We start from the raw sequence: 25,217 nt of genomic DNA on the forward strand, positions 1-25,217 counted from the left end.
GGAGACAACATCATATGTTAAAGATAGCATTTAACAATTGGATAGCAGGCTCTGGTAAAGATGCTTGCGCAGATTATCTTGTAGAAAAACACGGATTTAAGAAGTATGCTCTAGCAGAAGACATTCATGGTATTGCCCACAGTATCTACGGTGTTCCAGAAGGTGAACGACCAGAAAGAGAACTGTTGTGGCACATCGGAGAATCACTTCGTGAGTATGACATCATGGTCTGGATTAACCATACGCTACGAAAAATTAAAGCTGATGGTCACGACAGAGTGATTATCACAGATGTTAGAAAGGTTCTAGAACACGCTTATCTTAGTGAATTAGGTTGGAAAAACGTCATGATATACTGCGACCCTAAAGTAGCAATTGAACGTCTTAAACAGCGTGATGGGAAGGTTAAAGAAGAGGCTGTTATGAACAACTCTTTAGAAAACCAGTTGCGCCCATTAAAGGATTACATGAAGGTGTTCGATAACACTGATGATTTTGCAGAAACTGCCAAAGAATTGGACGCATATGTAAGATTCTTGATTGAATCTTCTAATTAATCAACTTTAAACAAATTCATTAAAAAGTTTCTAAAAGGTATTGCAAACGAACATCCGTTCTGATATGATTAGTTCATGGAAAAACGAACCAATGTTCGGTAAATAATAACAAGTGGAGGCAACAGATTATGCTTATCAAGAAATATGAAAATATCAAACAAGGGTATTATACAAAAGCATTAAGATTCATCAAGGAAAAGGAAAAGAAAGTAAAATTGGTGTTAAGCTATTCTGTTGCCACAAATGGCAAGCGATGGATTGATGATAAAGGTAAAGGTCGCTTGTTCGCACTGCTTGGAAATAAGAACGACATGTTTAATGTGAAAGCACTTGTGCTTGGCAAGCTTAAGTTGAGTGTAATGATTGGTCGATAGGAGGATTACAAAATGGTTAAATACAAGAAAGGTAATGTTGTAGTTGAAGCCATAGAGTTCACTGACAGCAGTAAAGATATGATTTTCCATTGGATTACTCACACTCGTGAACCGATTTTTATCGATGGCGAACCTGCTTTAAAAATGAGAACTTTGGAAGGCTATGTGGTTGTTAGATTTGGAGACTATGTTGTAAAAGGTGTAAATGGAGAGTTTTATTCGTGTAAGGCTGATGCCTTCCATGATACCTATAAACCAATTAATTTATAAAATGCGTATTTTAATAACTTTGAGGAGGAATTAAATTGAAAAAACGTAACATGGTTTACCTAGCAAAGAAAGCAGAAAGTAAGAGGGAGTCAAAACTTCTTGCAGGCTTACTAGAAGGACAGGGAGTTATCATTGGCAATACCAAAGATATTCACTGCTACAATATTAATGACGTTGTAAATGTTGAAGTGGAATCAAATGGCACATGGGCTTGGTGCGAACGTGTAAGAGATAAATTTAATCAAACTGTTCGTGTTGAAGATATCTTAATCAAGAAGTAATTAGTATCAAATCAAAACTAAAACAAAACTTGGAGGCAAAATTATTATGACAAACTCAACTAAATTATATGCAGATGGTATTTTCGTAAGTGAGGATAAAGCGTTAATTCAAGATATTAAGATAGTTCTAGAAGCTAAGAAACACCTTTCAGAAGAACAATTCAATGAACTTCACAAACAGTTCTGCGATAAGGTTCGTGAGTCACTAGGCGTTGAAAATGTTATTGGCACTGTATTAAGCGATGATGAAAAAGAAGTATATGTTCCATTCTTCTCTATCAAAGCATCAGATAATAATCGCTACACGTTAGGATATAATTTCGAAACAGGTCGATTCTATATGGAGTTAGAACAACCTCTTCCTTTAGAAGTGATTGACTTAGAAATCAAAGAAGTTAAAGAGTACGTCGAGTGTGCAATTGATTTTGATGATGCAAAAGAACATGTTGAAAACCTTAACAACCTGCATGAGTTAAGAAAGGATATGGTGTCATACCTTGAGATGTTGGAAGAGGTAGAGGAACTTGCTAAGACAATGCTTGGAGCAATTCCAGTTGGATTTGGCGTAGCGGTGAGAGCATAGGAGTTGAAATTCGATGAAGATTATCTGTGTAGACAATTTTGACAGAGACACACATGACGATAAGTTAGTATGTGAGAGCATTGATAAATACTATGGTGAAGTCGTTGTAAATTCTCTTAACGATAAACTATCTGGCGAGCATAGCGACTCTTACTTTAAGCTAGTTGAAGATGATTATAAGTTATACAAATATGAGTGGTAATTAAACTAAACTAAATCGAAAAGAGGACAACTATTATGTTAAAAGATATTCGTACAAATCCAGTAATGCTAACTGATGTTTATAACCTTTCGCACCAACGTCTTAAAGTGAATACAGATTGGGAAGTGTCTCATATCTACAATCGTAAGGCAGGCATGATTCTTTATGGATTCGCTGAAATGGTAAACAGTATCTTAGAAACTCAAATCACAAATGCAATGATTCAACAGGCTAAAGAGGCGTCTAAGTTAATGGGCGTTATCTTCCCAACAGAATTGTTTGAACGTGTAGTAAATGAATGTAATGGTTATGCTCCAATTCAAGTACAATCTCTTGCGGAAGGAACTTGGTGTCCAACAGGAACTCCATTCGCACAAGTTAGCAATACAGTTGAAGGCTTTGGTGAATTAGTAACATGGTTCGAAGGTGTATTCTTACACGCATCATTCCCTTGTGGAACAGCTACAGAAGCATTCCATATGCGTAGATATCTTGAGGAAATGAAAGCAGAGTATGGCTTCGATGATAGCTTCTTAATTCGACTACATTCATTTGGATTCCGTGGTCATCGTGGATTAGAAGATGCATATTGGGCAGGCACTTCATGGAACTTATTTATGCATGGTACAGATGATTTCCATACAATGATTCACACTCCAAACGCTAAGATGGGTTCTATCAGCGCACTGGCTCATAAGGTTACACAGCAATATGATGTAGAGTACGATGGATATGTTCATACAATCGATAAGACAGCAGAAGCAGGGGAAACAATTGTTGCGATTGTAATTGACACATACGATGCAAATCGATTTATCGATAACTACCTAGTGCCACTTGCTCATTATGCAAAAGAGAAAGGTGTTCACTTAGTTATTCGTCCAGACTCTGGAGACGTTAATCAGCAAGTAGTTGAAGTTTATCATAAGGTTCAAGCATATGGTATTACAAACGTTACAGCAATTATTGGAGAAGGTATGAGTTTCAAGAATATTATGCGAACAGACTTCTTCTTTAAGATGCGACAAGTTCCATTGACATTCGTAAGCTATGGTGTAGGCGGTGGGTTCTACAATCACATTGACCGTGATACTTTAGGGTTCGCAATGAAGACAGCATTCTCTAATGGCGCACCACGCATGAAGTTTGGTATGAATCCATTGAAGCGTTCTATTCCAGATGCAGTAAATCTTTTAATGGCTGATGATGGCAAGACAATGTATGCGAAACGTCAAAGCGTAGACGCTATAAACGACTGTCTGTACACAGTGGTTTATTATCATGACAATCAAATGGATGAGCCAATTGTTAAGTATGCAGATTGGGAAGAAACGCAGAAACGAGCAATGTCTTATATTAATGAGAAAGACCTGCAAGAGCATATCTTATTACACGATGATATTAAAGAACTTGTAACAGAGTTCGAAAAGATTTATGGATAAAACAAAACCATTAAAATAGCAGGAGGCAATCATGAAAACTTTTAAACTAGGATTCGTTATAGGTAGGTTTCAACACATCCATTCAAGTCACGAGAAAATGATTAACACTGCTCTACAATCTTGTGAGAGAGTCATCCTCATGGTTGGCTCTTCTCAAGAAAGTGGAAGTATTAGAAATCCATTCAATCTATATACTCGCATGAATCTTATTCGAGAAGTATTTGGAAAAGAGATTGAAGAGGGGAAGCTGTTATTAGCACATACAGATGACATGAGTCATGAAGATGACCATAGTACAGCATGGGGAGATTTCCTTATTCAAAAGATTGAAATGTGGAAAGGTCACTATGGTGTCTATGACGATGTAGATTGCTTTATCTATGGCAATGACGAAGAGAGAACATCTTGGTTCAAGCCAAAGGATATTGAGAAGATAAGCCACGTCATTCTATCTAGAAAGGCTGATAATCTGAGCGCCACAAACGTTAGAAGATTATTAGTTTCAAATGATATACGAGCATGGAAGGAAAGTGTCCCTGTTAAAATTAGACACTTGTATAGCGAATTACGAGCAGAATTATTACTAGTTCCATATTACAAAGAGGCACTGGAGGAAAACAAATAATGGTGAAGATTACTAAGTTGTATGAAAACAAGTGGAATACAGTTGTGGAAAAAGAATTAGACAATGGATGCAAGTATGTCTATAACAAAGCAGAATGGTGTAATAGCGCAGGAGTTGCAATTCTCCCATTCAGAAATATAGTAGTTAACAATTGGGGATTCACTGAGCGAGAGTACCTAGGAAGATTTGAAGTATGTCCTGCTCATTCAGAAGAGATTGAACTATGCTCAATTACTGGTGGATGCGATAAAGAGGGTGAAGAGCCAATCGTTACAGCATATCGTGAACTAATTGAAGAAGGTGGATATAAAGTACCAGTTGAGAACATTATTCCACTTGGAACTATTCGACCAAGTAAAGCATCTGATACAACTACTTATCTATTCGCAGTAGATTTAGGGGATGGATATGAGGAAGTAGAAGCTACTGGAGACGGTACAATTGGCGAAGAGGGAGCATACTGTGATTGGATTACTGGCAAACAGCTTGTAGATGCTAAAGACCCATTATTACATTCTATGGTAATGCGACTGCTTACAACTAACAAATAATATTAAACAAAACCATTGCAAAATAAAACGAAATAAGTTATACTGATAATACATCAGAGAGAGGGGTTAACCATGATAGGAGTTATTCAATTAGTGGTTGAAATCAATTATGATGAAATGCTTAAGGAAGAGAATCTAAAAGCCATTCATGGCTATACAGGGATTCAAACACCAGATGAGATGATGAAAAGTCATCTGAATAACATTGGCAACAAGCTTGCTAATACAGTAGATGGTCTACCATACGTCAAATATAATGTTGATGGTCAATTCTATCCAATGCCAGAACAACCGCAATCAGAAGCCGTTGAAGAGAAGGTAGAGGATGAAGAAACAGCATCACCATATATGGGTGAAGATGAGGTAGAAGAAATCGTGGCAGAAAAGCTAGACACAAGCGAATCTATTAAAGAGAACGATGTTCTAGCGAGACTGAATAAAGACTTGGATGCTGTATCTGTTGAGCATGGTATCCCACAGGCTATTAAAGTAAATGGTGAATTTATTGAATGTCTAAAGAAGGAAGTCGCTTCAATTTCTGACGTAGAATCGCCAGATGAAGTTCCTTCACACTACATGGGATTTGAACTTCGTGTCGAAGGCATGGAAGAGCCGTATGAGATTGAGTTTAAGCCTTATGATGGCACTGATTTAAGAACATTCTCTTATAAAATTGAACCAAAAAATCCTTGACTTTATAAAGCAAAACCATTAAAATAATAAGAGTGGACAGGGCGAGGGATTGATTATCTAATCCTTAGCCCACACCTCTTGATTTAATTAATAGATTACTTAAGTCAATAATGATTTTAACTTAAACAAAACCATTAAAACTTATTGGCTTAAAAGAAGATGTTAATTCAATCAAACTCAAATAACAGAAAGAGGTAATTGTTCATGACAAACTTACAAAAAGACAACAAAAAAGAAGGCTTACAAAAGGAAAAAGGTTTCAACACTTTGATTGGGAAAGTTAAAGTAAATGACAAAACATTCAGTGGCATTCAAGTTTCTGAGAAAACTGGCTACAACTATGTTCGAATTAACTTTGGTGTTGAAACAGAAGAAGGTAACACTGTTTATTGCGAAATGATGGGTGGATACTTCCCAAGCAAGCCAGTAATTATTGCATCTTCTAAAGATGACAATTCACGATTAGAAATCAATTGGGCTGACCGCTTAAACGAGATGATTGTTGATTCTGTATCAGATTTCCGCTTGCACAAGATTGGTCTTGACCGCAACGAAAAAGGCGAACTGAACATTAAGAAGTTCTTATCTCCAGTAGATGTTCATGAGTATTTAAAAGAAAACTTAAAAGATGGTATGGAAATCAGTGTTCGTGGTAAATTTGGATTCAGCGAATATAACCAAGAAACACAACGTAAGTTCCAAATCCAAAACATCTTCTTACCTTTCCAGAAGAAAGACGAGGAAAGTGGAGAGTTATTACCTGTCGAATACAAAGCTGAATTCGTTCAAACTATCTTGCTAGATGAAGAGTCATTCAAACGAGTTACAAAGCAAGACAGAGAAGCAGGGGAAGTTGTGGTATCAGCATACGTTGTTGACTATGTTAACAAGAAAGATAATAAAGAAATTAAGAAGAACTTACCATTCTCACAGCCAATCGTAGTTCCAATTAACAAAGAAAACCCAGAGATGACTGAGAAAATCTTGGATGCTCTATTCAAAGTTAAAAAGGGAAAAGTTCGCAGATTGACAATCGAAGGTAAAATCGTTGAAGGCTTCGAGAAGCAAGAAGTATCTGAGGCAGATATTGAAATCTCACCAGAGATTCAAGAGTTAATTGCTATGGGACTTTACAGCGAAGAGGAAGCTAAGAAGAAGATGACTGTTCGTGGTAACAAAGTTAGCAAGCTTGTATTCACACGTCCTCATATCATGAAAGACAAAGATGATGCAACGAAAATCATGATGGATAAGAGCGATGATATCTATACGCCAGAAGATTTAGTAATTCCAGAGCCAGAAGAAATGGAATCTGAAAGCTACGAAAGTACTGGTGAGACAGCAGGTGGAGATGCTCCAAGCGATGCTTCTTGGATGACTGCTTTAGGTATCACTGGAGAACAAGCTTAAACAAAACCATTAAACAAAACCATCGAAATGAAGTGAGATGATAGGGAGAACATCTTTAAAAATCTCCCTAAAACAAAATCATTAAAATAACAAACAGAAAGAGGTAATTTATAGTGAGTATGTTCCGTAAACCATCAACAAAACAATTAGGTCTTAAAGTTCTAGCAATGGGTCAAAAAGGTTCTGGTAAATCAGTATTTGCACTTTCATTCCCACGAGTATTTGCAATCGATGCAGAAACTGGTATGGCATTTTATGAAGACCATCCACAATTTGGTCAGAATTTAGAAGGTGTACTAAATACTCAAAACTTCAATGAAGTACAAGAGGCGATTGACGAAGTAATGGATATGGGTGTAGAGGAAGTTGGTTCTCTTGTAATTGATTCTGAAACAAAGATTTATCAAAACTTAACTGATGCAAGCTTACAGGTTGAAGAGAAGCGAGCTAGAAAGAATGGTAAAGATGTCAATGATTCAAGCGTATCTATGCGTGGATATGGTCGCATTAAGCTTGTAGCAACTCGTTTGCAAAATTTGAAAATCGACTTATCTGCAAAAGGTGTTAACATTATCTCTATTTCACAAATTGATGATATTAAGCAAAAGGTTGGCGAGAACTTCGTTAAAATTGGAGAGAAACCAGTGATGCAAAAGAACTCTGAATACGATTACGATATTGTTATCAAGCAGTTCACAGAGAAGACGCCAACTGGAGAAGAGATTTATAAAGGTGAAATCTTAAAAGACCGAACAGGCGTTACAAAAGTTGGACAAATTGTTGACAATCCTTCTTATGACATTTGGAAAAAATTCATTGAATCACGCAAAGGCGCAGATAAAATCAAGTCTAACCTTGCTCAAGATTCTGATAAGGCTAAAAAGGCTCTTGAAGAAGAGGATGCAGAGGCTGAGAAAACTGTTGTAGACAAGTTCCGTGAAGTTATGCAAAAAGACGAAGCTAAGAAGAAAGCACCAGAGTTAATCAAGCAATACGGTATTAAAAATCCTCTTGCACCTGCTAATGCAAAAGAACTGCAAGATTTAAGTAAAATCGTAGAAGAATTAGAGAAGCTGTAAGGAAAATAGAAGGGGAGTTAATTTTTTAACTTCCCTTTAAACAAAACCATTGCATTTTAATGAATAATCATTTATAATAAAAAACAGATAGGAAACAGGTGGGAAATGAAATGACTAAATCAAAAGGCAAAATGACTAAGCCAAGAAAAGTAGATACCGAGAAAGTACAATTGTGTTATTACTGCACAAACGTTATTGAAGACTTGGGAGACTTGGTTTTCAGAAAAGTTCCTTTAGCAACTCCAAAAGGAATATTCCAGAAGAACAGACAGTTTCATTTGAAATGTCTTATCGAATACAACGATAAACTGGAAAACTTGGAGTTGAGACAGGAAGAGAATTCTGATTGGGATTTAGTTTATAGATATTTCCAAGTAGATATTCTGGGGCTTAGTAAGACACAGAATTTAGATAAACATGCTGTTTCAAGATTATTAGGGCTTAGAGTTGGTAAGTATATTCCAAATGGAACAAACACTCGAACGTTACCAAGGGGATATGACTTCAAAATCATATTAACAACATTAAAGGTTGTTAAGCCAAAAGTGAAAGCTTATATGGCTACAGCTACCCTTGCAAATGATAAGCATCGAATTGATGGCATTATGAGATTTGTTACCAGTGAAATCAATGACGTTGCAAAGCGTATGGAAACACAACGTAAGTCAAATGAGAAGCTTGTAAAAGAAGAAGTGAAAGAGGAATTCGATTACATGAAGCTACTCGCTGAAAGAAAGCAGGCAGAGGTCGAAGTGGAAGAGGATGAAGACCTAGACACAACGATTGAAGCATTACTTGGAGGTAACTGATGAGCGAAAAGACAGATAAGCAACGAAGAGAAGAGTTTAGAGAAATGCTCACAAAGCAGAAGAACAATGCTGAATCATATGTTGTTCTTAGTATCTATAAGAACCCAGAGTTAATGCACGACAGTAACCTTACAGCAGATGATTTCCACAACCTTGAATGGAAATATTACTTTGCTGTTGCTAAGAAGCTAATTGAAAAAGAAGTTAAAGCATTCGATGATATTGTTATTGGCGTTGCTGTATCAGAGAATGAACAGCTACAGAAAATGTACGATGACTTTGGTGGATGGGCGACAATTCAAAATGGTATGACGTTTGTTCAAGAAGAGAACTTCGATAGCTATCTGGCAGACATCAAGAAGACAAATGTAATGCTTAGGCTTCATGACCTTAACTTCCCTGTAATGGAGAAGTTTGATAACTACAAGGTTATGAGTATTGAAAAGCTTCAGAGTTCATTAGAGAAAGTATTGGCAAGTGTATTCGCTGATGTGGACATCGAAGAGACTGTAGAAGATTTAAGTATCGGTCTTTGGGATGTGGTACTGGAAGCACACGAAGGAAAGATGGCAGGTTTCCCTTATGCATCATCAATGTTAACAGAAGCTGTCAATGGAATGGCACTTGGGAATATCACAATGATGTCAGCTAACTCTGGTATGGGTAAAACATTCCTTACATTATCTCAGATTCTACCAAACATGATTGCGTTTGATGAGAAGCTATTAATCTTAGCAAACGAGGAAGACCGAAAGAAATGGCAACGTGAAATCATAGTTTGGGTTATTAATAACGTTAAAAAGGGAAGCTTCGAGAAGAAGAGATTCCAACAAGGTAAATTCAATACAGATGAGATGACCACTCTTAAAGAAGCTACAGATTGGCTGAAAGAGAAGATGAAGAAGGGTATTATCTCATTCGTAAACTTCACATCATTTAACATGAATAAGGCTATTCGTATGATTAAGAAGCAGGCATCTGTTCATGGTACTAAATACTTCATTCTAGACACGTTAAAGCTAGATAGTGATTCAGTGAATGAGAATGCTCAAGCTTGGTTAAGCCTTCAGCAGAATATGGTTAAACTCTATGATGTCATTAAACCATCAAATCGCAACCTCCATGTGTGGGTAACCTATCAATTAGGTAAATCTGCTATGATGAGTAGATACTTGAGTCAAAATTCACTTGGGGTCAGTAAAAATGTCGTTGACGTAGTGTCTACGTTGATGTTAGTCAGAAAGGCTCTGGATTCTGAGAAAAAGGGTGGTACTAACGAAGTAAAGGTAAAGACCAAAGATGGTAAAATCATCGAGATGGACAAGGAAAAAGAGTATTTCATTATGTTCCTTGGGAAGAACAGGATGGGTGAGACTCATCGACAACTAGTATTTGAAGTGGATATGGGTAGAAATATTGTAAATGGAATCGGCACTTGCCGAATTGAACAAGACTTCTAAAACAAAACCATTAAAATGGAGGTAGGCATGGAACAGATTCAATCACATCCAATTAAAGATATCTATCGAATCAGAGAAGGGGTTCTCATAGAGGTTCATAAATATGAATCTCTTGGGTACTGGATTGGGAGACAAAAGCTTGCAAAAACAGTGAGAGGCTGTAAAGGGCTACAGGTGTTAACTGCACCTTATCTAAGAAAATATTCATATAAATCAACAGAACACTATCCAGAAGGTACATTACTTTTAGATGGTGAGCCAGTAAAACCAATCACAGATTATAGAGACTTTCGAATTGAAGTGAAGTCGAGTGGTGGTTCAGTGCTTGACTCGTTTGATGAAATTATGAAGTTTACAAATCAAGTTCAAGAAATCATTGATTCATATAAAAATGCAGAGGAGATTAATTAACTATGACTATGGAATTAACAATGGCTTTATTATCAATTATTTTAATCGACATCGTACTAAGTGGGGATAATGCAGTGGTAATTGCTCTAGCATGTCGCAATCTACCAGAGAAATTACGTAAGAAGGCAGTAATTATTGGATGTGCAGGAGCGATTGGACTACGAGTCTTACTCACATTCTTAGCGGTTTACCTATTAGAAATCCCTTACGTTCAATTCATTGGCGGTCTAATGCTTGTATGGATTGCAGTTAAGCTTCTAAAAGGCGAAGAAGAGCATCAACTTGAAGGTGGTAGCACAATCTGGTCAGCAATTAAAACAATCATTGTAGCAGACTTTGTAATGAGTTTAGACAACGTAGTAGCTGTAGCAGGAGTAGCAAATGGTCACACAGGTTTATTAGTAATTGGATTATTAGTAAGTATCCCATTAATTATCTGGGGTAGCCAAATCTTAATCAAGCTTATGGAACGATTCCCAATCATTGTAGCATTTGGTTCAGCTTTACTTGGATACACAGCAGGAACAATGATGATGCACGACAAGATTATTGGCAAATTCATCACAGAACACTTCCAAGCAGGACAATATGTCGTTCCTATTGGACTAGCAGTATTAGTTGTTGTTATTGGTAAATTGGCAAGCAAGCGCTCTAAATAAGAGCCTTGCCTGCTTCATACATAAAGAAAGAAGCCGACCAGTGTGAGCTAATCGACTTCCTCGCAGACCCCAGACAAGGTCATTGACGAAACAACGACGACAATCGTTGAATCGCTTATAGAGAACCAACCCAACGACAATTGGTAAAACGTTGGAACTCAAGCTTATATGCTTAGGCATTGCATATAAGACCATTATATCAGATAGAGGAGAGATTTCAAATATGTTTAGCTTATTTAAAAAGAAAGTAGATAAAGTTGTATGTAGTCACAAATGGCATCACTTGCAAGATACTTATATATCCGCCAATCATATGTGCGATGTTGACGATGCATGTTATATCTTCTGCTCAAAATGTGAAATGCAGAAACTTGTAATAGATTCAGAATGGGAAAGAATCAAGAAGATGCAAGAGATAATTGATGATGAAAAGCCTCGATATAAGTTTGTCTTAAAGATTACTGATTCCAAAACTGGCAATGGTAGCATCGTGATTGTAAAGGGTAATGATATAAAGAAAGTTAATAAGTCTACGGTCATCATTGATGAAGTGGAGATGGCGTTTGGAGTCTTTGAATATATCGCAGAAATCAACGCTTATTCAATTTAGGAGGAGATTATATTGTTCACTAAAATATTAGTATTCTTAATTATTTATCTAGTAATAGGGTTCGGTTGGAATTATGCCGAGAAGATTTTTTATGGGAAAGCAACTCCGAAGCTTATAGACGATGTCATAGCCATCATTCTAACCATATCGATTTACAACAATATCTATTAATAAAACCACTCTTTTAATAACTATTAGGAGGAAGTCCAAGATGAGAAAACGACAAATAAAGAAGAGAGATAATAAGCTGTTTATCGCTATAAGGGAGCTTAACGATGATTTATCAAGAGACTTTGGTTTATCGACAATACCAGATGATGAGGTCTTGAAGATTCGTGACAAAATCAAGAAAAGTCCAGATAAAGTGAATGGTACTTTTAGGGATTATGGGAAACTTAGGAGGTTTAACCGTGGGTGTAATTGGTGAGATTTTCGAAATACTAGGAACAAATGCTAACAACATTTCTTTGGCAATTGGAGTAACAAGGCATACTGTATATGACTGGATGAAGGGAAGAAGAAAGATACCTTCTGAAAGAGTTAAGCAACTTAGTGAATTACTTAAAGTGCCTCATTATCTATTTGAAAAAGAAGGAGAACTGGATAGGTCTGAAAAGCTACTCCTTCTGGAAGTCTATGCAACATCAATACTAGGAGAAGAAGCATCTGTTAGATTAAAACGTTAGGAGGAATAACCGTGAGCAAAGATACTAAGATATTAATCAAATTATTCATAGGATACACAGTGTTCACTGCACTAATCTCTTATGGAGACCTGTACTTCAATGAGTCACACAAATTCAATTACTACAATCTAGGAATACCATTCTGGTGTACGCCATGGATGTTTATCATAGGCAAGAAGTTTAATATGTTCGAAGGAGATGAGTGAGCATGAAGAAGTTATTAATCATACTGTCTCTTATGTTAGTTACAGTAGGATGTGAAAGCAAAGATACTCCACAAGATATAAAGAAAACAGATAGTAGCAACGATGAGGATATCAAAGTGTTCATCGACAAGGAGACTGGTTGCGAGTATTTATATCGAAATAAAACACATGGATATGCAGGAACTGGTGGAATGACAGTTCGTTTAGATGGAAACAAACAGCCTAAAGGTTGTAAGAACTTAAATCAATAGGAGGAATTATGATGATTTATTGTAATCTTTATAACACTAAATGCCATGTTGAAGAAACAAATGCAGATGAATATCCAACCCCATGCCACTGGTGCAACAGTGGTAAAGGAAAATCATATAAAGAGCATTTTGTAGAATCTGAAAAACTATTAAAAGAGAAAGCAGATTTAGAGAATGAATGTTTATTGCTAGGTAAGTACATTGGCTTTTTAAAAAGTGTTATTAAAAGTGGTGAATATTTTGATGAACATAAACATCATTTCGAATGGTTCTGTAGAAAATATCAAGAATCTACATCGGCAGGAAACGATGTGTTAGTAAATAATAAAAACTACATTTTATGAAGAGGTGAATCGAAATGCCTTATTTGAATGATAAAGGGTATTGTAGGAAATGCAAAAGAATAACATCTCACAGATTTAGTTTAAAAGTAAAATGTCTTAACTGCAAAACTGAATCTACACAAGAGGAATATCGAAAAGGATTAGAAGAAAAGAAAGATTGATAAAATGATTATTTTATGAAGAGGTGAGAAACGTGTACAAAATGATGTTTCATTGGGAGAGACAAGATAAAAAAGGTAAATTCACTGTCGAAGCTTTGACTGTGGAAGATTGTATTGAAAGTGCAGAAAAAGAGATTCAAGCATTTGAAGCAGAGATGGTAGATTGGTATGTTGTCTAGTTGAATAAAATAACATTTTATGAGGAGCGATAGCGTGGAGACATACGAGTATGCAGGGATATATTTATATCACTATGAATGGTTTCTTATAACCGATGAAAGAAAAGATATTGAGAGACTAGGAGGCAAATCGGAGTTTATGGGTGTTTTAAATAAGTTGGGTAGAGAAGGATGGAGGCTCTCTATAAAGGTATCTGATGAGCATTATGTATTGATTAGAAAGGTAATGAAATAACATTCTTACAAGGTGATAACATGGAAGATATCGAGCGAAAGATATTACAGAAAACAGCAGATATATGGAATATGTTTTTAGAGTTAGAGCAAACACATCCTTCTGATATTAATGACTTAGGAAATGCAATTCATGACATTCAGAAGATTATTTCAATAAGAATGGCAAGAAGAACAGATTCAGATTTATTTGTGACAATTAAAAAATAATAAATATATATTTTATGAGGTGATAGTATGGCAAAGACAGTAGAGATTATTGGTTTGAAATTTCATCATGGCACTTATACAGAGGGAGTAACAAAGGTAAACGATTGACACATCTGCGTTGCGTAGCGAACAAAATGATAATCATGCACGATAAAGAAGGGTATGTAATTCGTGAGATATTTCTATCAGAAGGATTTATGGCTTCTGTAACACATTGTTGAAACTACATTTTATGAAGGAGCAATATTATGAAAACATTTTTTACGAGTGACACACATTTTTGGCATAAGAACATCTTAAACTTCGAAAACAGACCATATTCGTCTGTAGAAGAAATGACAAAAGATATGATTAAGAAATGGAACGAGCAAGTTGACGATGAAGATATTATCTATCATTTAGGTGACTTGTGTCTAGGAAACTTTGACCAAACAGTTGATGTTCTAAAGCAACTTAAAGGTAAAATCATTTTGATAAAAGGCAACCATGATTATTCAAAGCATTATAAGAAAATCAATGAAATGGGATTATTGCATGAATATCATGAGATTGGAATTACTTTAAATTATAACAAACAGCAGATGTGGTTAACTCACTATCCATTTGAGATTGGATTGCGACAACGGAAATGGTCTATTCATGGACACATTCATGGAATGGAGTCAACTTGGGATAATCAGATTAACGTTGGAGTAGATAGCCCACACTTCAAGCATAAGAAGTTTGGAGAACTAATAGCAATTGAAGAACTGTATGAGTTAATGGAGGGTCGTTTACCTTCAATAGAAGAAAGATACATGAATCAAAAATGGGATAGATAAGAGGAGGAATTACTGTGTTACAAGTTAATCATCAATACTACTGTTTAGAAAGTGGATACAATCATGAATCATTTGATTCTTGGCAAGACTTTATCGACACATGGGGAAGCGATGTGGACATGGATTACAACCTATTATTCAGATGGGATTGGAAGCCTACTGATGAAATTCAGCCAGAACTTTACCCAGAGCGAGTAGAATTATTCTTCATGCATCAACGAAGAGGAGATTACTCATCTGTATTCGTCAAAGTCAGCAAAGCTGATGAAGAGGCTATTCGTAAGTTTATAGCGCCACGATGGGAGCATATGAAGAAGTTGTGGACACCATTTGCAGAGGAGGGGAAATAACGATGGGAGTAGACTACTATTCTTGCGAAGTTTGTAATGATGCATTTTCAGATGCAGGACATTATGGGCATTGCAGTAAATGTGAAGAGAATTTATGTGGACATTGTTATGATGAGATGCGTAAAAAGTATGGTGAGATTGGTGAGAATCATGAGAAGTCTGGTTTCTTCAGTGAATGTTCACCAAAGTGCTGTGATGCGTGTAATGGATTAGAAGAAAGAAATAAAAAGATAGATGATGTAAGAGTATTTGTAAGGTGGGTAGCGGAGGATTTACGTGAAAGTAGTCTATCTATCGATGATATAGAAGAAATGGCAAAGGATACTCTAACTATTATTGACGAATTAAAGTGACAGAGATTGTTATAAACGATAGTCTTCGTACAAATATTGAAAGGAATTCAGAGGACTATACACTATTACAAGGGAGATACTGTTGATGAGCAAATTAATCGATTTAACTAAAAAGGCAAAGGTTGTCTTAGAGAAGAAAGAGATTTTTGGTGAGAAAGCGCAAGTTGTATATATTACTGACATTTCAGTTTCTATGAGTAGTCTTTATAGCAACGGAACAGTGCAAGAACTAACTGATAGATTACTTGGAATCGGCATGAATTTAGACGTTGATAAGAGTATTGATGTGTTCGCATTTGGAAGGAATGCACATGAGGTTGGCTCTGTGACAGAAGGTAATCATCAAGGATTCGTAAACAATGTCTTATTACAGAAAGTGTCTTTAGAAGGCTCAACGAACTATGCAGGAGTAATGGATATGGTTGTTAATAAGTATGGGCAACCTGTTAAGAAGGGATTGCTATCACGAATTATGGGAAGCAAGCACTCTGAAAAGCCAACTGTACCTACACTAGTATTCTTCATTACAGATGGCGATAACTTTGATAAGAGAGAAGCAGAAGAGATTATTCGTAAGTCATCTAATCAAGCAATCTTTTGGCAGTTTGTCGGTATCGGTAGAGCAAGCTTTGACTTCTTACAGAAACTCGATGATATGTCTGGGAGATTTTTAGATAATGCTGATTTCTTTAATGTTAATGACCTGCGAAGAATTAGCGATGAGGAGTTCATGGATAGAATATTAAATGAGTTCCCAGAGTGGATTAACCAAGTAAGAAACAAAGGCATATTAGAATAGGAGGATTAGTATGAATAAAGAGACTTTCAAACAAATATTTAAAGAATTATTAGAAGATGGAGATATCGCTTTATACGTTGAAAGAGAGGTCGACTACGATTCAATCTCTATAAAAACAGAAGTTCACATCGATGGAGAAAAGGTTTACGAAAGCAAACAACGTTTATGAGGTGATAATATGCAGTGGGGCGACAAGAATAAACCTAAATACCTAAGTCTTATCTTTGGGAAAGATTGGGATAAAGATGATTTCAAATTCTTCTCATTTAGAAAAACACCATTAGGATGGTCAATGAATATTTGGAGATTTGCAATCGACTATGATAATTATAAAAACGTTAAGTAAGAGGTAGCATATGAAAAAGGAGACAAAGTAGTTTTTAATCTAGGAGGAAACGATACGACAGTATGGACTGTATCCAGTGATGAGTTTGTTATGGATTCAGTAATATATGTCTATCTAGATGGTTATAGAGGGGAAGTTAATATTAAATTCTTAAAGAAAGTTTAAGGTGGTTATATGGCACTTAGTATCTATTGTTCAGAGTGTGATAGACAAGTAGAAATAACAAAGTTCACCGTTTACAAAGAGGGTAGAGACATCTATGTAGAATGTGACTATTGTAACGATAAGGAGGAAGTAGACTGATGTGTGCATGTGGAGTAGATAAGAGAGTAGGATGGCGACAGTGCTGTAAGTCCCTAAAGCTGAAGCCAGTTGGATATATTCCGAATCTTCCATCAAAGAGAAAGAGGTTGATTCAATTAGAGAAATTGATAAAGTCACATATTGACCTAGATGTCCCTGTTCATAAAGCAATAATGGACGAATACAACAGTCTATGTAGTCAATTGAAAGAGAGGTGCTAACATGTGGAAATTTGCTGAAGAACATCCAATAATGTTTTTTGTTCTTGCGGTCATTGCAATCAATGGAATATGCAGTATCATTCAAAGTTTTTGCAGAATTTTCTATTACTAGAAAGGTGGATTTAGTTGAAACAGATATTTAAAGTAGGGTGCATGGCACTATTCACAGTATTAATCGTAAACCTAATCCTACTATGTGGAGTAGCATGGTTTGTAATTTGGTGCTTACAACAAATTGGATTCTAATCATTAAACAAAACCATTGCAATGTTGCTGATAGTGTGCTAAAATGATACTATCAGCAATTTGTTTATGTAGGTGAAAATATATGAATGCAGAACAGTTAAAAGCGTATCTTGTAGAAGATGTAGAAAGAATTGAAAAGTTATTAGAAGCCGTTGGTTGTCATCGTATCTGGCGTAGTGGGGACGAGATTCGTTCAGCACCACCAGAAGGTAATAACCACACTGCAGTATCTGTAAATGTGGATAGTCTCTATTGTAAGTATTACAGAGAAAGAGAGACATTTCGTGGAGACATATTCAAATTGATTGGATTGTTTCGTAACGAAGGGTTTAAAGAGTCGTTTAGGTTTACACGTAATCTCTTCAACTTAAGTGGCAAGTTCACCAAGGAGAAAGAGAAGCGTGACCCATTGCAAGCCTTTAAGTCTATAAGGAAGCAGAGTAAGATAATCACTGACTTCGATGATGTTGAACTAACTAAATATGGGAAAGAGGTATTAGATGGATTCATAATGTTGCCTCATATGTCTTTGTTCCACGAAGGGATAACGTTGCAGTCTCAAGAGTTCTACGACGTTTGCTATCATCCACAGGATGGCAGAGTTTGCTTCCCTCATTACCATCCTTTAGACAAGGAAGCTATTGTCGGCATCACTGGAAGGACTTTGAAGAGCAAGGCAGAGATGGAGGCTTTTAATATCCCTAAATACTTCAACTTCATTAGAAACTATAAAAAGTCCTACTCGTTATATGGGTTTAGCCATGCAATCGAAGAGATTGAGAAGGCTAAGATGATTGTAGTTGTAGAAGGAGAGAAGAGTGTTCTTAAACTGCATTCAATGAAGCAGGGATATGCAGTGTCAGTTGGTTCTCATGAGATATCTCCAGTGCAGGTTAATTTAATCTTAAAGTACACATCCATGGATACTGAGGTAGTCGTCGCTTTTGATAGTGATGTTATGAAGGATGAACAGTATCTTATTAACTGCTGTAAGAAGTTCTCTAAATACAGAAAAACTAGCTACATCATGGACAATCCTAACTTCCCAATATTAGGTGAAAAGGATGCGCCTGTCGATGGCGGTGTTAAGAAATGGAATCATCTATTGAAATATCGAAAGGAGGTTTAAATAGATTGTTAGAACACACTTTCAAAACTGGCAGAAGATACTTTACAGATGAACAAGGGGAAGTAGTCTTGATTGAATGTGGAAACTGTAAGGATGTCAAGGGTTTAAACGAGTTTCCCAGACAGTCTACCTGTAAAAAGACAGGTAGAAGGTCGTTTTGTGAAACTTGTCATAAAAATAGGAAAAAGGCTTATTATCAAGAAAACAAAGATACTCTCAGATATTACCATGAAAGAAAAGATGATAAAGAGTATATGGACAAGCGAGCGAAGTGGAGAGAGGACAACAAGGAGCATCTTTCAAATTACAACAAGCAATATCATAAAGAAAAGAAGGATAAAGTGTCCAAGAGGAAAAGGGATTATTGTAGCAGGGAAGAGGTAAAATCTCATAGAACAGAGTATATGAAGCTGTATCGTAAAACAGAAGATGGTAAAGAAGCTTTTAAACGAGGTATGAGTAATAGGAGGATGGCTAAAAACAATACACCTGTAACAATTGACTGCATAGTTGCTATTAAGGACTTTAAGAGTTTATTCGGAAATGTATGTTGTTTTACAGGATTAAAGATACTAGAGGAAAGCACTGAGCATATGCTACCTGTTACTCGTGGAGGTGGCAACACCGAATACAATATTGCTCCATCTGAATTATCTTTGAACAGGTCGAAGAACAATAGAAATATATTCGACTGGATAGAGTTACTTGAAGAGGATATTGATTTTTCATTCTTCTATGAAAGTACTATCCCATATCTCGCAGAGAAGATGGGAGTAAGTATAGAGGAGTATGTATTATGGTATGAAGAAAGCTATGAAGAGAAATTGGATGTATATCATATGAGCTTGGTAGAGTCGTAATCTTCTGCCAACAATTATTGTAAAACAAAACCATTAAAACGAGGTGCGAGATGAACAAAGTTTATATTATTAAATTCCAAATGATATTACCAAATGGGAGCATTGACAAGGAAACCAAAACTAAGTATTTCGAAGATAAAGGGGAGTTTATCAAGGAGTACCTTAAATTAAAGAAAGCTTGGTATACCTTGGATTTAACAGTGTACAAGGTAGATAAGGTTACAGAATTTGATATCGATTCAATTTTAGACTTCTAGGAGGATAGGGCATTGACTGAGGACGAGGCATGGGTAAGAAGAACTGAGATTAACAAAAGGTTTAAGAGATATGGAGTATCTTTTCAACCAAGAAAACAGATAGACAAGCTTGTGGAGAAGCTTCACAAAGAAGAAGTGCTTGTCAAAAGAAAGAGGTTAGCAAAGTGACAAAAGTTTATTGGCGTTTTGGCTGTATGGATTCTTCCAAGACAGCACGATTATTAATGGATGCACATGAATATAAACAGCGTGGAGAATTCCCATTGCTATTAAAGCCTGTGGAGGACACACGTTCATCTAAAGGCACAATTGAAAGTCGAGTAGGGTTGTCTGCTCCATGTATGGATATCGATAAGAGTTTCAACATTCAAGGATATGTACATGGGCTATTAAATATGAGAGAGATGATTGCTTGTATCTTCGTTGACGAAGCGCAATTCTTAGCACCATTGCAGGTTGTACAACTTCGTATGATAGCTGACTTATTCCATATTCCAGTTATCTGTTATGGTCTTAAAACTGATTTCAAAGGGATTATGTTTGAAGGTTCTAAGGCATTGTTTGAACATGCGAATCGATTCGAAGAAATTAAGACCATCTGCAGAGAAGAGAACTGTAAGAGTAAAGCGATGTACAACGTTCGATTCTTAGATGGTAAGCCGATGTTTGAAGGTGAAACAGTTGTAATTGGTGATACGAAGGAAGAGAAGAACAAGTATTACTATGTACCAAAGTGTTCTAAGCATTTCTTTGAAGACTATATGAAGTTCCATAAATCGAAGGGAGAATAACATGGCACGTTTAACATATCAGCAGTTAGAGTTAATAAAGGAAAAGATGAACGTTAAGCAAATTTGGAGTTTTAGTAAGATGAGTACATTCTCACAGTGTACTTGGGCGTACTTTTTACGTTATATCCAAAAGATTCGTGTGAAAGGTGACAACTGCTATACAGTATGGGGAACAAACTCCCATGATATCATACAGGGATTCTATGAAGATGAGTTTACTTATGAAGGCATGCTAGTTGAATTGGAGCAGAGAATCCTTGATTATCTAATGGCAGATGATAAGAAGCTTAAGTTCCCAAATGATAGTGAATGGGAATCATATATTGCTAACATTCGACATTACTTCACTAATACAGAAGTAATTCCATACAAGGTTGTAAATGAGAAGCCAGTATTAGCAGAATTCAAAGGTATTGAGAAGTATATCTTCCAAGGCTACATAGACTCCGAATATTATGACGAACAGAATAACTTTGTAATCCTTGATTATAAAACATCTTCTATGAGCGGATTTACAGGCAAGAAGTTAATTGAGAAGGCTCAACAGCTTATCATCTATGCATTTGGTGTTAGTAAGTTCCGTAAGATTCCTATGGAGAAGATTCGAATCAGATACGATATGATGAAATACTGCAATGTAACATTCATGCAGAAGAATGGAAAAGAGAAGACTTCAAAAGCTGAACGTAGACTTTGGGTTGCTCATATGGCTAATCAAATTCGAAAAGACCTTCAAGATGTTCCAAAAGAGATTGAGAAGGTTAATAAGGAGATTGCCAAGCTTGAGAGAAAACTTAATCTAAAGAAGACTACAGAAGAAGAGAAGCCTGCTATCAATGCACTAATTGAAGTAGAGAAGCAGAAGATTGTAGAGATAGAGAAGGATTTATTCGATGTAGTTACTATTGATGATATGATTACAACGGCTATCAATGAGAATAACTTAGATAACATGCCTCCATTTGTTAAGAATAAGTATAAAGTTGGCAATTGCTATATTGATGTTGAATTAACACCAGAGGTTCTTGAAGAGGTGGAATCTCAAATTGTTGATACATTAAACAAAATCATTAAAAAAACTGAAGCGGAGAATCATGAAGAGGCGTTTACCAGAGGTAAAATCGAGAACAGTGATTCATACTACTGTGTGAATCTTTGTGATATGAGAGACCACTGTAAGTTCTATAAAGAGTTCAAAGAGCATAATGCTATGTTCTTAGAGAAGGAAGCGCCAAGTGACGAGCAAATCCTTGCTATGCTAGGTTTATAGTGAGATTAAGACGTAGATTTTTCTACGTCTTTTTGCTATAATATAAGGCAACAGGATAGTCTTGAGGAGTTGGAGTCATGAAGAGATGGCAAAGGGTTTTGTTTATCACTGCGATGCTAGTTGTAGGGATGATACTAGGCGCATCTGGTACGGTCTAAACAGCCGTATATTTTTTAAAAAAGATTAAACAAAACCATTGCAATCTAATGGACTCCATGTTAAGATTACTTATGTAGTAAAGAGGAGGTAATAAACATGGCAGTAGATAAATTGGAACGTGTGAAAGAGGAAGCGTATCATACTAAAAGTAATCCATTAGGATATGAAACGTCTCTTATGGATAAAAAGGATTTTGATTATCTTGTAGAGCAGGCTGAGAAGGTCGCTAAGTTAGAATCAGAGATTCAACAGTTGAAAACAACGGTTAAAGGCTCTGAGGATGCTTCTCGTCTCGATGATTTAGCGAAGGAGAATGAGCATTTAAGAAATTCTCTTCGAAGAATAAAGGGTAGGAGTAGTCTTATTGGTAAAGAGATTAAGAACTTCTATTGCAATGGCTATTTTGGAAGGCGATACGACCTAGAATGCAGTATTATTATGGAGGTTGGCATTGACCATATCAAAATCAGAACAACAAGTGGTGAATTTCTCGTCACAAGTTTTGATGGTGATTGGGATGAATATACCGATAAGATGATTGCAGAATGGATAGGGGAGGTAGAAGATGAAGGTCTGTGAAGTCTGCGGTGCAACTAGTGAAGAGAAAGTGATTGTAAGCGGAAGAAAGTACAGCCATTCTTTTCTTTGTAAAAGACACTATAATCAGTACAGTAATTATGGAAAAATAACTGATGTAAACAAAGATAAGTTAAGAGAAGCGAGACAGTGTAGTGTCTGTGGAAAAGACGAGAGTGCAAGTAAAGTGTTCAAGGGAGATAAGTTTGGATACAAGTATCTTTGCAAGAAGCATTACGACCAGATGAGTGTTTACGGTAAGATACTAGAACGCACCTCTGACTCACAATATACCAACAGTGAAATTAAAACTGACGAAGATACAGTCTATATAACATTGAAGAACAGAAGGTATGAAAAGATTGGCACAGCGATGGTAGACATTAAAGACCTAAGTGCCGTTAAAGATAAAAGATGGTCTATGAATAAGGACGGATATGTTGTAACTAGGGTAAGCGGTGAATTAAAATTTCTTCACCATATAATCGCAAATCCTAGCTCTATAAAAAACATTGTAGTTGACCATGAGGATAGAAATAAATTAAACAACAAGCGAAGTAACCTTAGGGTTATTGAGAAACAGAAGAATCACATGAATCATAGTGGTTATAAAAATAACAAGTCTGGATTCACTGGAGTAAGTCAGAATAAGAAAAATGGAAAGTGGATTGCTAGAATTCACATCAATAAAAAACCAACTCAGATTGGGACGTTTGATAAAATTGATGATGCAATAGAAGCTAGGTTAAAAGCAGAACTAGAGCATTATGGAAAAGAATTCGCTCCTCAAAGACATCTATTTGAGAAGTATGGTATATAAGGAGGAAGTTATGAGCGTATATACAGCTATACATTTACATACAGACCTTAGTAATCAGTCGATGGTTGAGGTTGTAAATAATTATAAACAGTATATCGATAAGGCAGTGGACATGGGTATGCACTCCATCGCCTTTACGGAACACGGCAATGTTTTATCACATTATAACAAGAAGATGTATGCTGAAAAGAATGGACTTAAATATCTTCATGGTTGTGAAATTTACGTCACTATGACGTTAGAAGAAAAGGTTCGTGACAACTTCCATATGGTGTTACTTGCTCGTAATTTCGAAGGTTTTAAAGAGTTGAATAAGATGGTTTCTACCGCCTTTAATAGAAAGGGTAATTCTTATTACTATAGTCCTCGTATCTCTTGGGAAGATATCAAGAATACATCTGACAACATCATTATTTCGACAGCATGTCTTGGTGGAGTTATCTGGCAGTTACATAAGAATCGAACAGGTAGCGCTAATTCACAAGTGATGCTTGCAGAAGTGGTTCAATGGATGACAGAGAATAAGCATAGAGTGTTCCTTGAAGTCCAACCACATTACCATGTTGAGCAGATTCAATACAATAAGATGCTACTGAATATCTCTGAGAGAACAGGTATTAGACTAGTAGCAGGTTCTGATACACATGCTTTAAATCCAGAGTATGACAAGGCTCGTAAAGTCTTACAGAAGGCTAAGCGAATCAAGTTTACAGATGAAGATAGTTTTGATTTAAGCTTCCATTCATATGATAGAATGGTAGAGATGTTCAAACGACAAAGTATCTTTACAGAGGCTCAGATTCATGAAGCATTACAGAACACAAATGTTATTGCTGATATGGTAGAGCCATGGGAGATAGATTACAGCAAGAAGTATCCTAAGTTATACGACAATCCAGAGGAAGTGTTCCAGAAGAAGATTTCAGAAGGTATTGTTAAACGAGGAATCGACAAGCTACCCAATCATGAGAAGATTGTTTATGCAGAGCGAATTCAGCATGAACTGGAAGTATACAAAGCCAATGAAGCGATAAATTATATGCTTCTTGAAGATGACGTTAAGTCATATGCTCGTAGTAAAGGCGTTCGTTATGGATTTGGTCGTGGCTCAGTAAGTGGAAGTATCATTGCTTATCTAATGGAAATTACTCATATGAACTCAATTGACCGAAAGTTAAACTTTGCACGATTCATGAGTAAAGAGCGTATCTCTCTAGCAGATATCGACACTGACTTTCCACCATCACAAAGACCAATTGTACAGGATTACTTGTTAAACCATCCTAAGTTGCACTGTGCGAAGATTATCACTTATAACAAAATTGAGTTACTTGGTGCAATTCGAGATGTTGGTCGAGGACTTGATATGTCGTTAAATGAAGTAGATGATATTGCAAAAGGTATAGAAGAAAGCGAACAGTATTATCGTGACAAATACCCAGAGTTATTCTACTATGTAGACTTAATCCAAGGTACAATTGTGAGTATAGGAGCGCATGCCTGTGGTATTGCTGTATCTCCAATTCCTCTAGATGAGAACATGGGGTTAATCACAGTAATCGATAATAAAACAAAAGAGCCTGTTACACTTACTCAAATCAATATGAAGGAAATCGATGCTCAGAACTT

The 25,217-nt window shown here is 36.2% G+C and carries 37 protein-coding genes; all 37 read left to right on the forward strand.

Annotated elements, in window-relative coordinates:
- Positions 1 to 14 precede the first annotated feature (14 nt).
- Positions 15 to 557, forward strand: a complete 543-nt coding sequence (locus AZF08_RS07780) for an AAA family ATPase (RefSeq protein WP_033674970.1) — start codon at positions 15 to 17, stop codon at positions 555 to 557.
- 128 nt (positions 558 to 685) lie between these two features.
- Positions 686 to 931, forward strand: a complete 246-nt coding sequence (locus AZF08_RS07785) for a hypothetical protein (RefSeq protein WP_033674971.1) — start codon at positions 686 to 688, stop codon at positions 929 to 931.
- A gap of 12 nt (positions 932 to 943) precedes the next feature.
- Positions 944 to 1,201, forward strand: a complete 258-nt coding sequence (locus AZF08_RS07790) for a hypothetical protein (protein WP_033674972.1) — start codon at positions 944 to 946, stop codon at positions 1,199 to 1,201.
- Positions 1,202 to 1,236: 35 nt separating this feature from the next.
- Positions 1,237 to 1,482 (forward strand): hypothetical protein, encoded by a 246-nt coding sequence (locus tag AZF08_RS07795; RefSeq protein WP_033674973.1) that lies wholly within the window; start codon positions 1,237 to 1,239, stop codon positions 1,480 to 1,482.
- Positions 1,483 to 1,528: 46 nt separating this feature from the next.
- Positions 1,529 to 2,065 carry a hypothetical protein gene (locus AZF08_RS07800; protein WP_033674974.1) on the forward strand — a complete coding sequence of 179 codons (537 nt, stop codon included), beginning with the start codon at positions 1,529 to 1,531 and terminating at the stop codon, positions 2,063 to 2,065.
- Positions 2,066 to 2,302: 237 nt separating this feature from the next.
- Positions 2,303 to 3,709 carry a nicotinamide phosphoribosyltransferase domain-containing protein gene (locus tag AZF08_RS07810; RefSeq protein ID WP_033674976.1) on the forward strand — a complete coding sequence of 469 codons (1,407 nt, stop codon included), beginning with the start codon at positions 2,303 to 2,305 and terminating at the stop codon, positions 3,707 to 3,709.
- 31 nt (positions 3,710 to 3,740) lie between these two features.
- The gene (locus tag AZF08_RS07815) at positions 3,741 to 4,334 is read left to right on the forward strand and encodes a nucleotidyl transferase family protein (protein ID WP_033674977.1); all 594 of its coding nucleotides are present in this window, start codon (positions 3,741 to 3,743) and stop codon (positions 4,332 to 4,334) included.
- A complete protein-coding gene (locus AZF08_RS07820; RefSeq protein WP_033674978.1) occupies positions 4,334 to 4,885 on the forward strand; it encodes an NUDIX hydrolase in 552 nt (183 codons plus the stop codon). The genes AZF08_RS07815 and AZF08_RS07820 overlap by 1 nt, the downstream gene beginning before the upstream one ends.
- Before the next feature lie 72 nt (positions 4,886 to 4,957).
- On the forward strand, positions 4,958 to 5,578 hold the full coding sequence (locus AZF08_RS07825; RefSeq protein ID WP_033674979.1) for a hypothetical protein: 621 nt from the start codon (positions 4,958 to 4,960) through the stop codon (positions 5,576 to 5,578).
- A gap of 204 nt (positions 5,579 to 5,782) precedes the next feature.
- Entirely contained in the window at positions 5,783 to 6,988 is a 1,206-nt protein-coding gene (locus tag AZF08_RS07830; protein ID WP_051725767.1) for a hypothetical protein, read from the forward strand.
- A 119-nt stretch (positions 6,989 to 7,107) separates the two neighbouring features.
- Positions 7,108 to 8,067 (forward strand): AAA family ATPase, encoded by a 960-nt coding sequence (locus tag AZF08_RS07835; RefSeq protein WP_235190057.1) that lies wholly within the window; start codon positions 7,108 to 7,110, stop codon positions 8,065 to 8,067.
- Between the two features lie 110 nt (positions 8,068 to 8,177).
- Entirely contained in the window at positions 8,178 to 8,876 is a 699-nt protein-coding gene (locus AZF08_RS07840) for a hypothetical protein (protein ID WP_235190048.1), read from the forward strand.
- The gene (locus AZF08_RS07845; protein ID WP_033674981.1) at positions 8,876 to 10,336 is read left to right on the forward strand and encodes a DnaB-like helicase C-terminal domain-containing protein; all 1,461 of its coding nucleotides are present in this window, start codon (positions 8,876 to 8,878) and stop codon (positions 10,334 to 10,336) included. The genes AZF08_RS07840 and AZF08_RS07845 overlap by 1 nt, the downstream gene beginning before the upstream one ends.
- Before the next feature lie 27 nt (positions 10,337 to 10,363).
- The gene (locus AZF08_RS07850; protein ID WP_033674983.1) at positions 10,364 to 10,747 is read left to right on the forward strand and encodes a hypothetical protein; all 384 of its coding nucleotides are present in this window, start codon (positions 10,364 to 10,366) and stop codon (positions 10,745 to 10,747) included.
- 2 nt (positions 10,748 to 10,749) lie between these two features.
- Entirely contained in the window at positions 10,750 to 11,406 is a 657-nt protein-coding gene (locus AZF08_RS07855) for a TerC family protein (RefSeq protein ID WP_033674984.1), read from the forward strand.
- A gap of 223 nt (positions 11,407 to 11,629) precedes the next feature.
- On the forward strand, positions 11,630 to 12,016 hold the full coding sequence (locus AZF08_RS07860) for a hypothetical protein (RefSeq protein ID WP_033674985.1): 387 nt from the start codon (positions 11,630 to 11,632) through the stop codon (positions 12,014 to 12,016).
- Positions 12,017 to 12,227: 211 nt separating this feature from the next.
- Positions 12,228 to 12,443 (forward strand): hypothetical protein, encoded by a 216-nt coding sequence (locus tag AZF08_RS07865; RefSeq protein WP_033674986.1) that lies wholly within the window; start codon positions 12,228 to 12,230, stop codon positions 12,441 to 12,443.
- Entirely contained in the window at positions 12,427 to 12,702 is a 276-nt protein-coding gene (locus tag AZF08_RS07870) for a helix-turn-helix domain-containing protein (RefSeq protein WP_033674987.1), read from the forward strand. The genes AZF08_RS07865 and AZF08_RS07870 overlap by 17 nt, the downstream gene beginning before the upstream one ends.
- A gap of 208 nt (positions 12,703 to 12,910) precedes the next feature.
- Positions 12,911 to 13,159, forward strand: coding sequence for a DUF6440 family protein (locus AZF08_RS07880; RefSeq protein WP_033674989.1), 249 nt, complete (start codon positions 12,911 to 12,913; stop codon positions 13,157 to 13,159).
- Between the two features lie 11 nt (positions 13,160 to 13,170).
- A complete protein-coding gene (locus tag AZF08_RS07885) occupies positions 13,171 to 13,503 on the forward strand; it encodes a hypothetical protein (RefSeq protein WP_033674990.1) in 333 nt (110 codons plus the stop codon).
- A 193-nt stretch (positions 13,504 to 13,696) separates the two neighbouring features.
- Complete coding sequence (locus AZF08_RS30425; RefSeq protein WP_156029096.1) at positions 13,697 to 13,843, forward strand: hypothetical protein; 147 nt, start codon at positions 13,697 to 13,699, stop codon at positions 13,841 to 13,843.
- A gap of 34 nt (positions 13,844 to 13,877) precedes the next feature.
- Entirely contained in the window at positions 13,878 to 14,078 is a 201-nt protein-coding gene (locus tag AZF08_RS07890; protein WP_033674991.1) for a hypothetical protein, read from the forward strand.
- Positions 14,079 to 14,098: 20 nt separating this feature from the next.
- Complete coding sequence (locus tag AZF08_RS07895) at positions 14,099 to 14,287, forward strand: hypothetical protein (protein WP_033674992.1); 189 nt, start codon at positions 14,099 to 14,101, stop codon at positions 14,285 to 14,287.
- A 248-nt stretch (positions 14,288 to 14,535) separates the two neighbouring features.
- Positions 14,536 to 15,108, forward strand: a complete 573-nt coding sequence (locus AZF08_RS07900; RefSeq protein WP_051725769.1) for a metallophosphoesterase — start codon at positions 14,536 to 14,538, stop codon at positions 15,106 to 15,108.
- 14 nt (positions 15,109 to 15,122) lie between these two features.
- Positions 15,123 to 15,458: a hypothetical protein gene (locus AZF08_RS07905; RefSeq protein WP_051725770.1), complete on the forward strand. Its 336-nt coding sequence runs from the start codon at positions 15,123 to 15,125 to the stop codon at positions 15,456 to 15,458.
- A 2-nt stretch (positions 15,459 to 15,460) separates the two neighbouring features.
- Positions 15,461 to 15,811 (forward strand): hypothetical protein, encoded by a 351-nt coding sequence (locus AZF08_RS07910; protein ID WP_051725772.1) that lies wholly within the window; start codon positions 15,461 to 15,463, stop codon positions 15,809 to 15,811.
- 85 nt (positions 15,812 to 15,896) lie between these two features.
- A complete protein-coding gene (locus AZF08_RS07915) occupies positions 15,897 to 16,610 on the forward strand; it encodes a VWA domain-containing protein (RefSeq protein WP_033674995.1) in 714 nt (237 codons plus the stop codon).
- 10 nt (positions 16,611 to 16,620) lie between these two features.
- Complete coding sequence (locus AZF08_RS30430; RefSeq protein ID WP_156029099.1) at positions 16,621 to 16,779, forward strand: hypothetical protein; 159 nt, start codon at positions 16,621 to 16,623, stop codon at positions 16,777 to 16,779.
- 9 nt (positions 16,780 to 16,788) lie between these two features.
- Positions 16,789 to 16,956, forward strand: coding sequence for a hypothetical protein (locus AZF08_RS30435; protein WP_156029102.1), 168 nt, complete (start codon positions 16,789 to 16,791; stop codon positions 16,954 to 16,956).
- A gap of 852 nt (positions 16,957 to 17,808) precedes the next feature.
- The gene (locus AZF08_RS07925) at positions 17,809 to 18,855 is read left to right on the forward strand and encodes a hypothetical protein (RefSeq protein WP_235190049.1); all 1,047 of its coding nucleotides are present in this window, start codon (positions 17,809 to 17,811) and stop codon (positions 18,853 to 18,855) included.
- A 5-nt stretch (positions 18,856 to 18,860) separates the two neighbouring features.
- Positions 18,861 to 19,715, forward strand: coding sequence for a hypothetical protein (locus tag AZF08_RS07930; RefSeq protein ID WP_033674997.1), 855 nt, complete (start codon positions 18,861 to 18,863; stop codon positions 19,713 to 19,715).
- A 269-nt stretch (positions 19,716 to 19,984) separates the two neighbouring features.
- Positions 19,985 to 20,140 carry a hypothetical protein gene (locus tag AZF08_RS30440; protein WP_156029105.1) on the forward strand — a complete coding sequence of 52 codons (156 nt, stop codon included), beginning with the start codon at positions 19,985 to 19,987 and terminating at the stop codon, positions 20,138 to 20,140.
- Positions 20,137 to 20,763: a thymidine kinase gene (locus tag AZF08_RS07940; protein WP_033675000.1), complete on the forward strand. Its 627-nt coding sequence runs from the start codon at positions 20,137 to 20,139 to the stop codon at positions 20,761 to 20,763. Before AZF08_RS30440 ends, AZF08_RS07940 begins: the two co-directional genes overlap by 4 nt.
- Position 20,764: 1 nt before the next feature.
- A complete protein-coding gene (locus AZF08_RS07945) occupies positions 20,765 to 22,033 on the forward strand; it encodes a PD-(D/E)XK nuclease family protein (RefSeq protein ID WP_033675001.1) in 1,269 nt (422 codons plus the stop codon).
- Between the two features lie 255 nt (positions 22,034 to 22,288).
- Entirely contained in the window at positions 22,289 to 22,771 is a 483-nt protein-coding gene (locus AZF08_RS07950; protein ID WP_033675002.1) for a hypothetical protein, read from the forward strand.
- A complete protein-coding gene (locus AZF08_RS07955; RefSeq protein ID WP_051725773.1) occupies positions 22,758 to 23,588 on the forward strand; it encodes an HNH endonuclease family protein in 831 nt (276 codons plus the stop codon). The genes AZF08_RS07950 and AZF08_RS07955 overlap by 14 nt, the downstream gene beginning before the upstream one ends.
- Positions 23,589 to 23,598: 10 nt before the next feature.
- On the forward strand, positions 23,599 to 25,217 hold a 1,619-nt coding region (locus tag AZF08_RS07960), incomplete at its 3' end, for a PHP domain-containing protein (protein WP_235604053.1).

Source organism: Bacillus gaemokensis (assembly GCF_001590835.1).
Classification (GTDB): Bacteria; Bacillota; Bacilli; order Bacillales; family Bacillaceae_G; genus Bacillus_A; species Bacillus_A gaemokensis.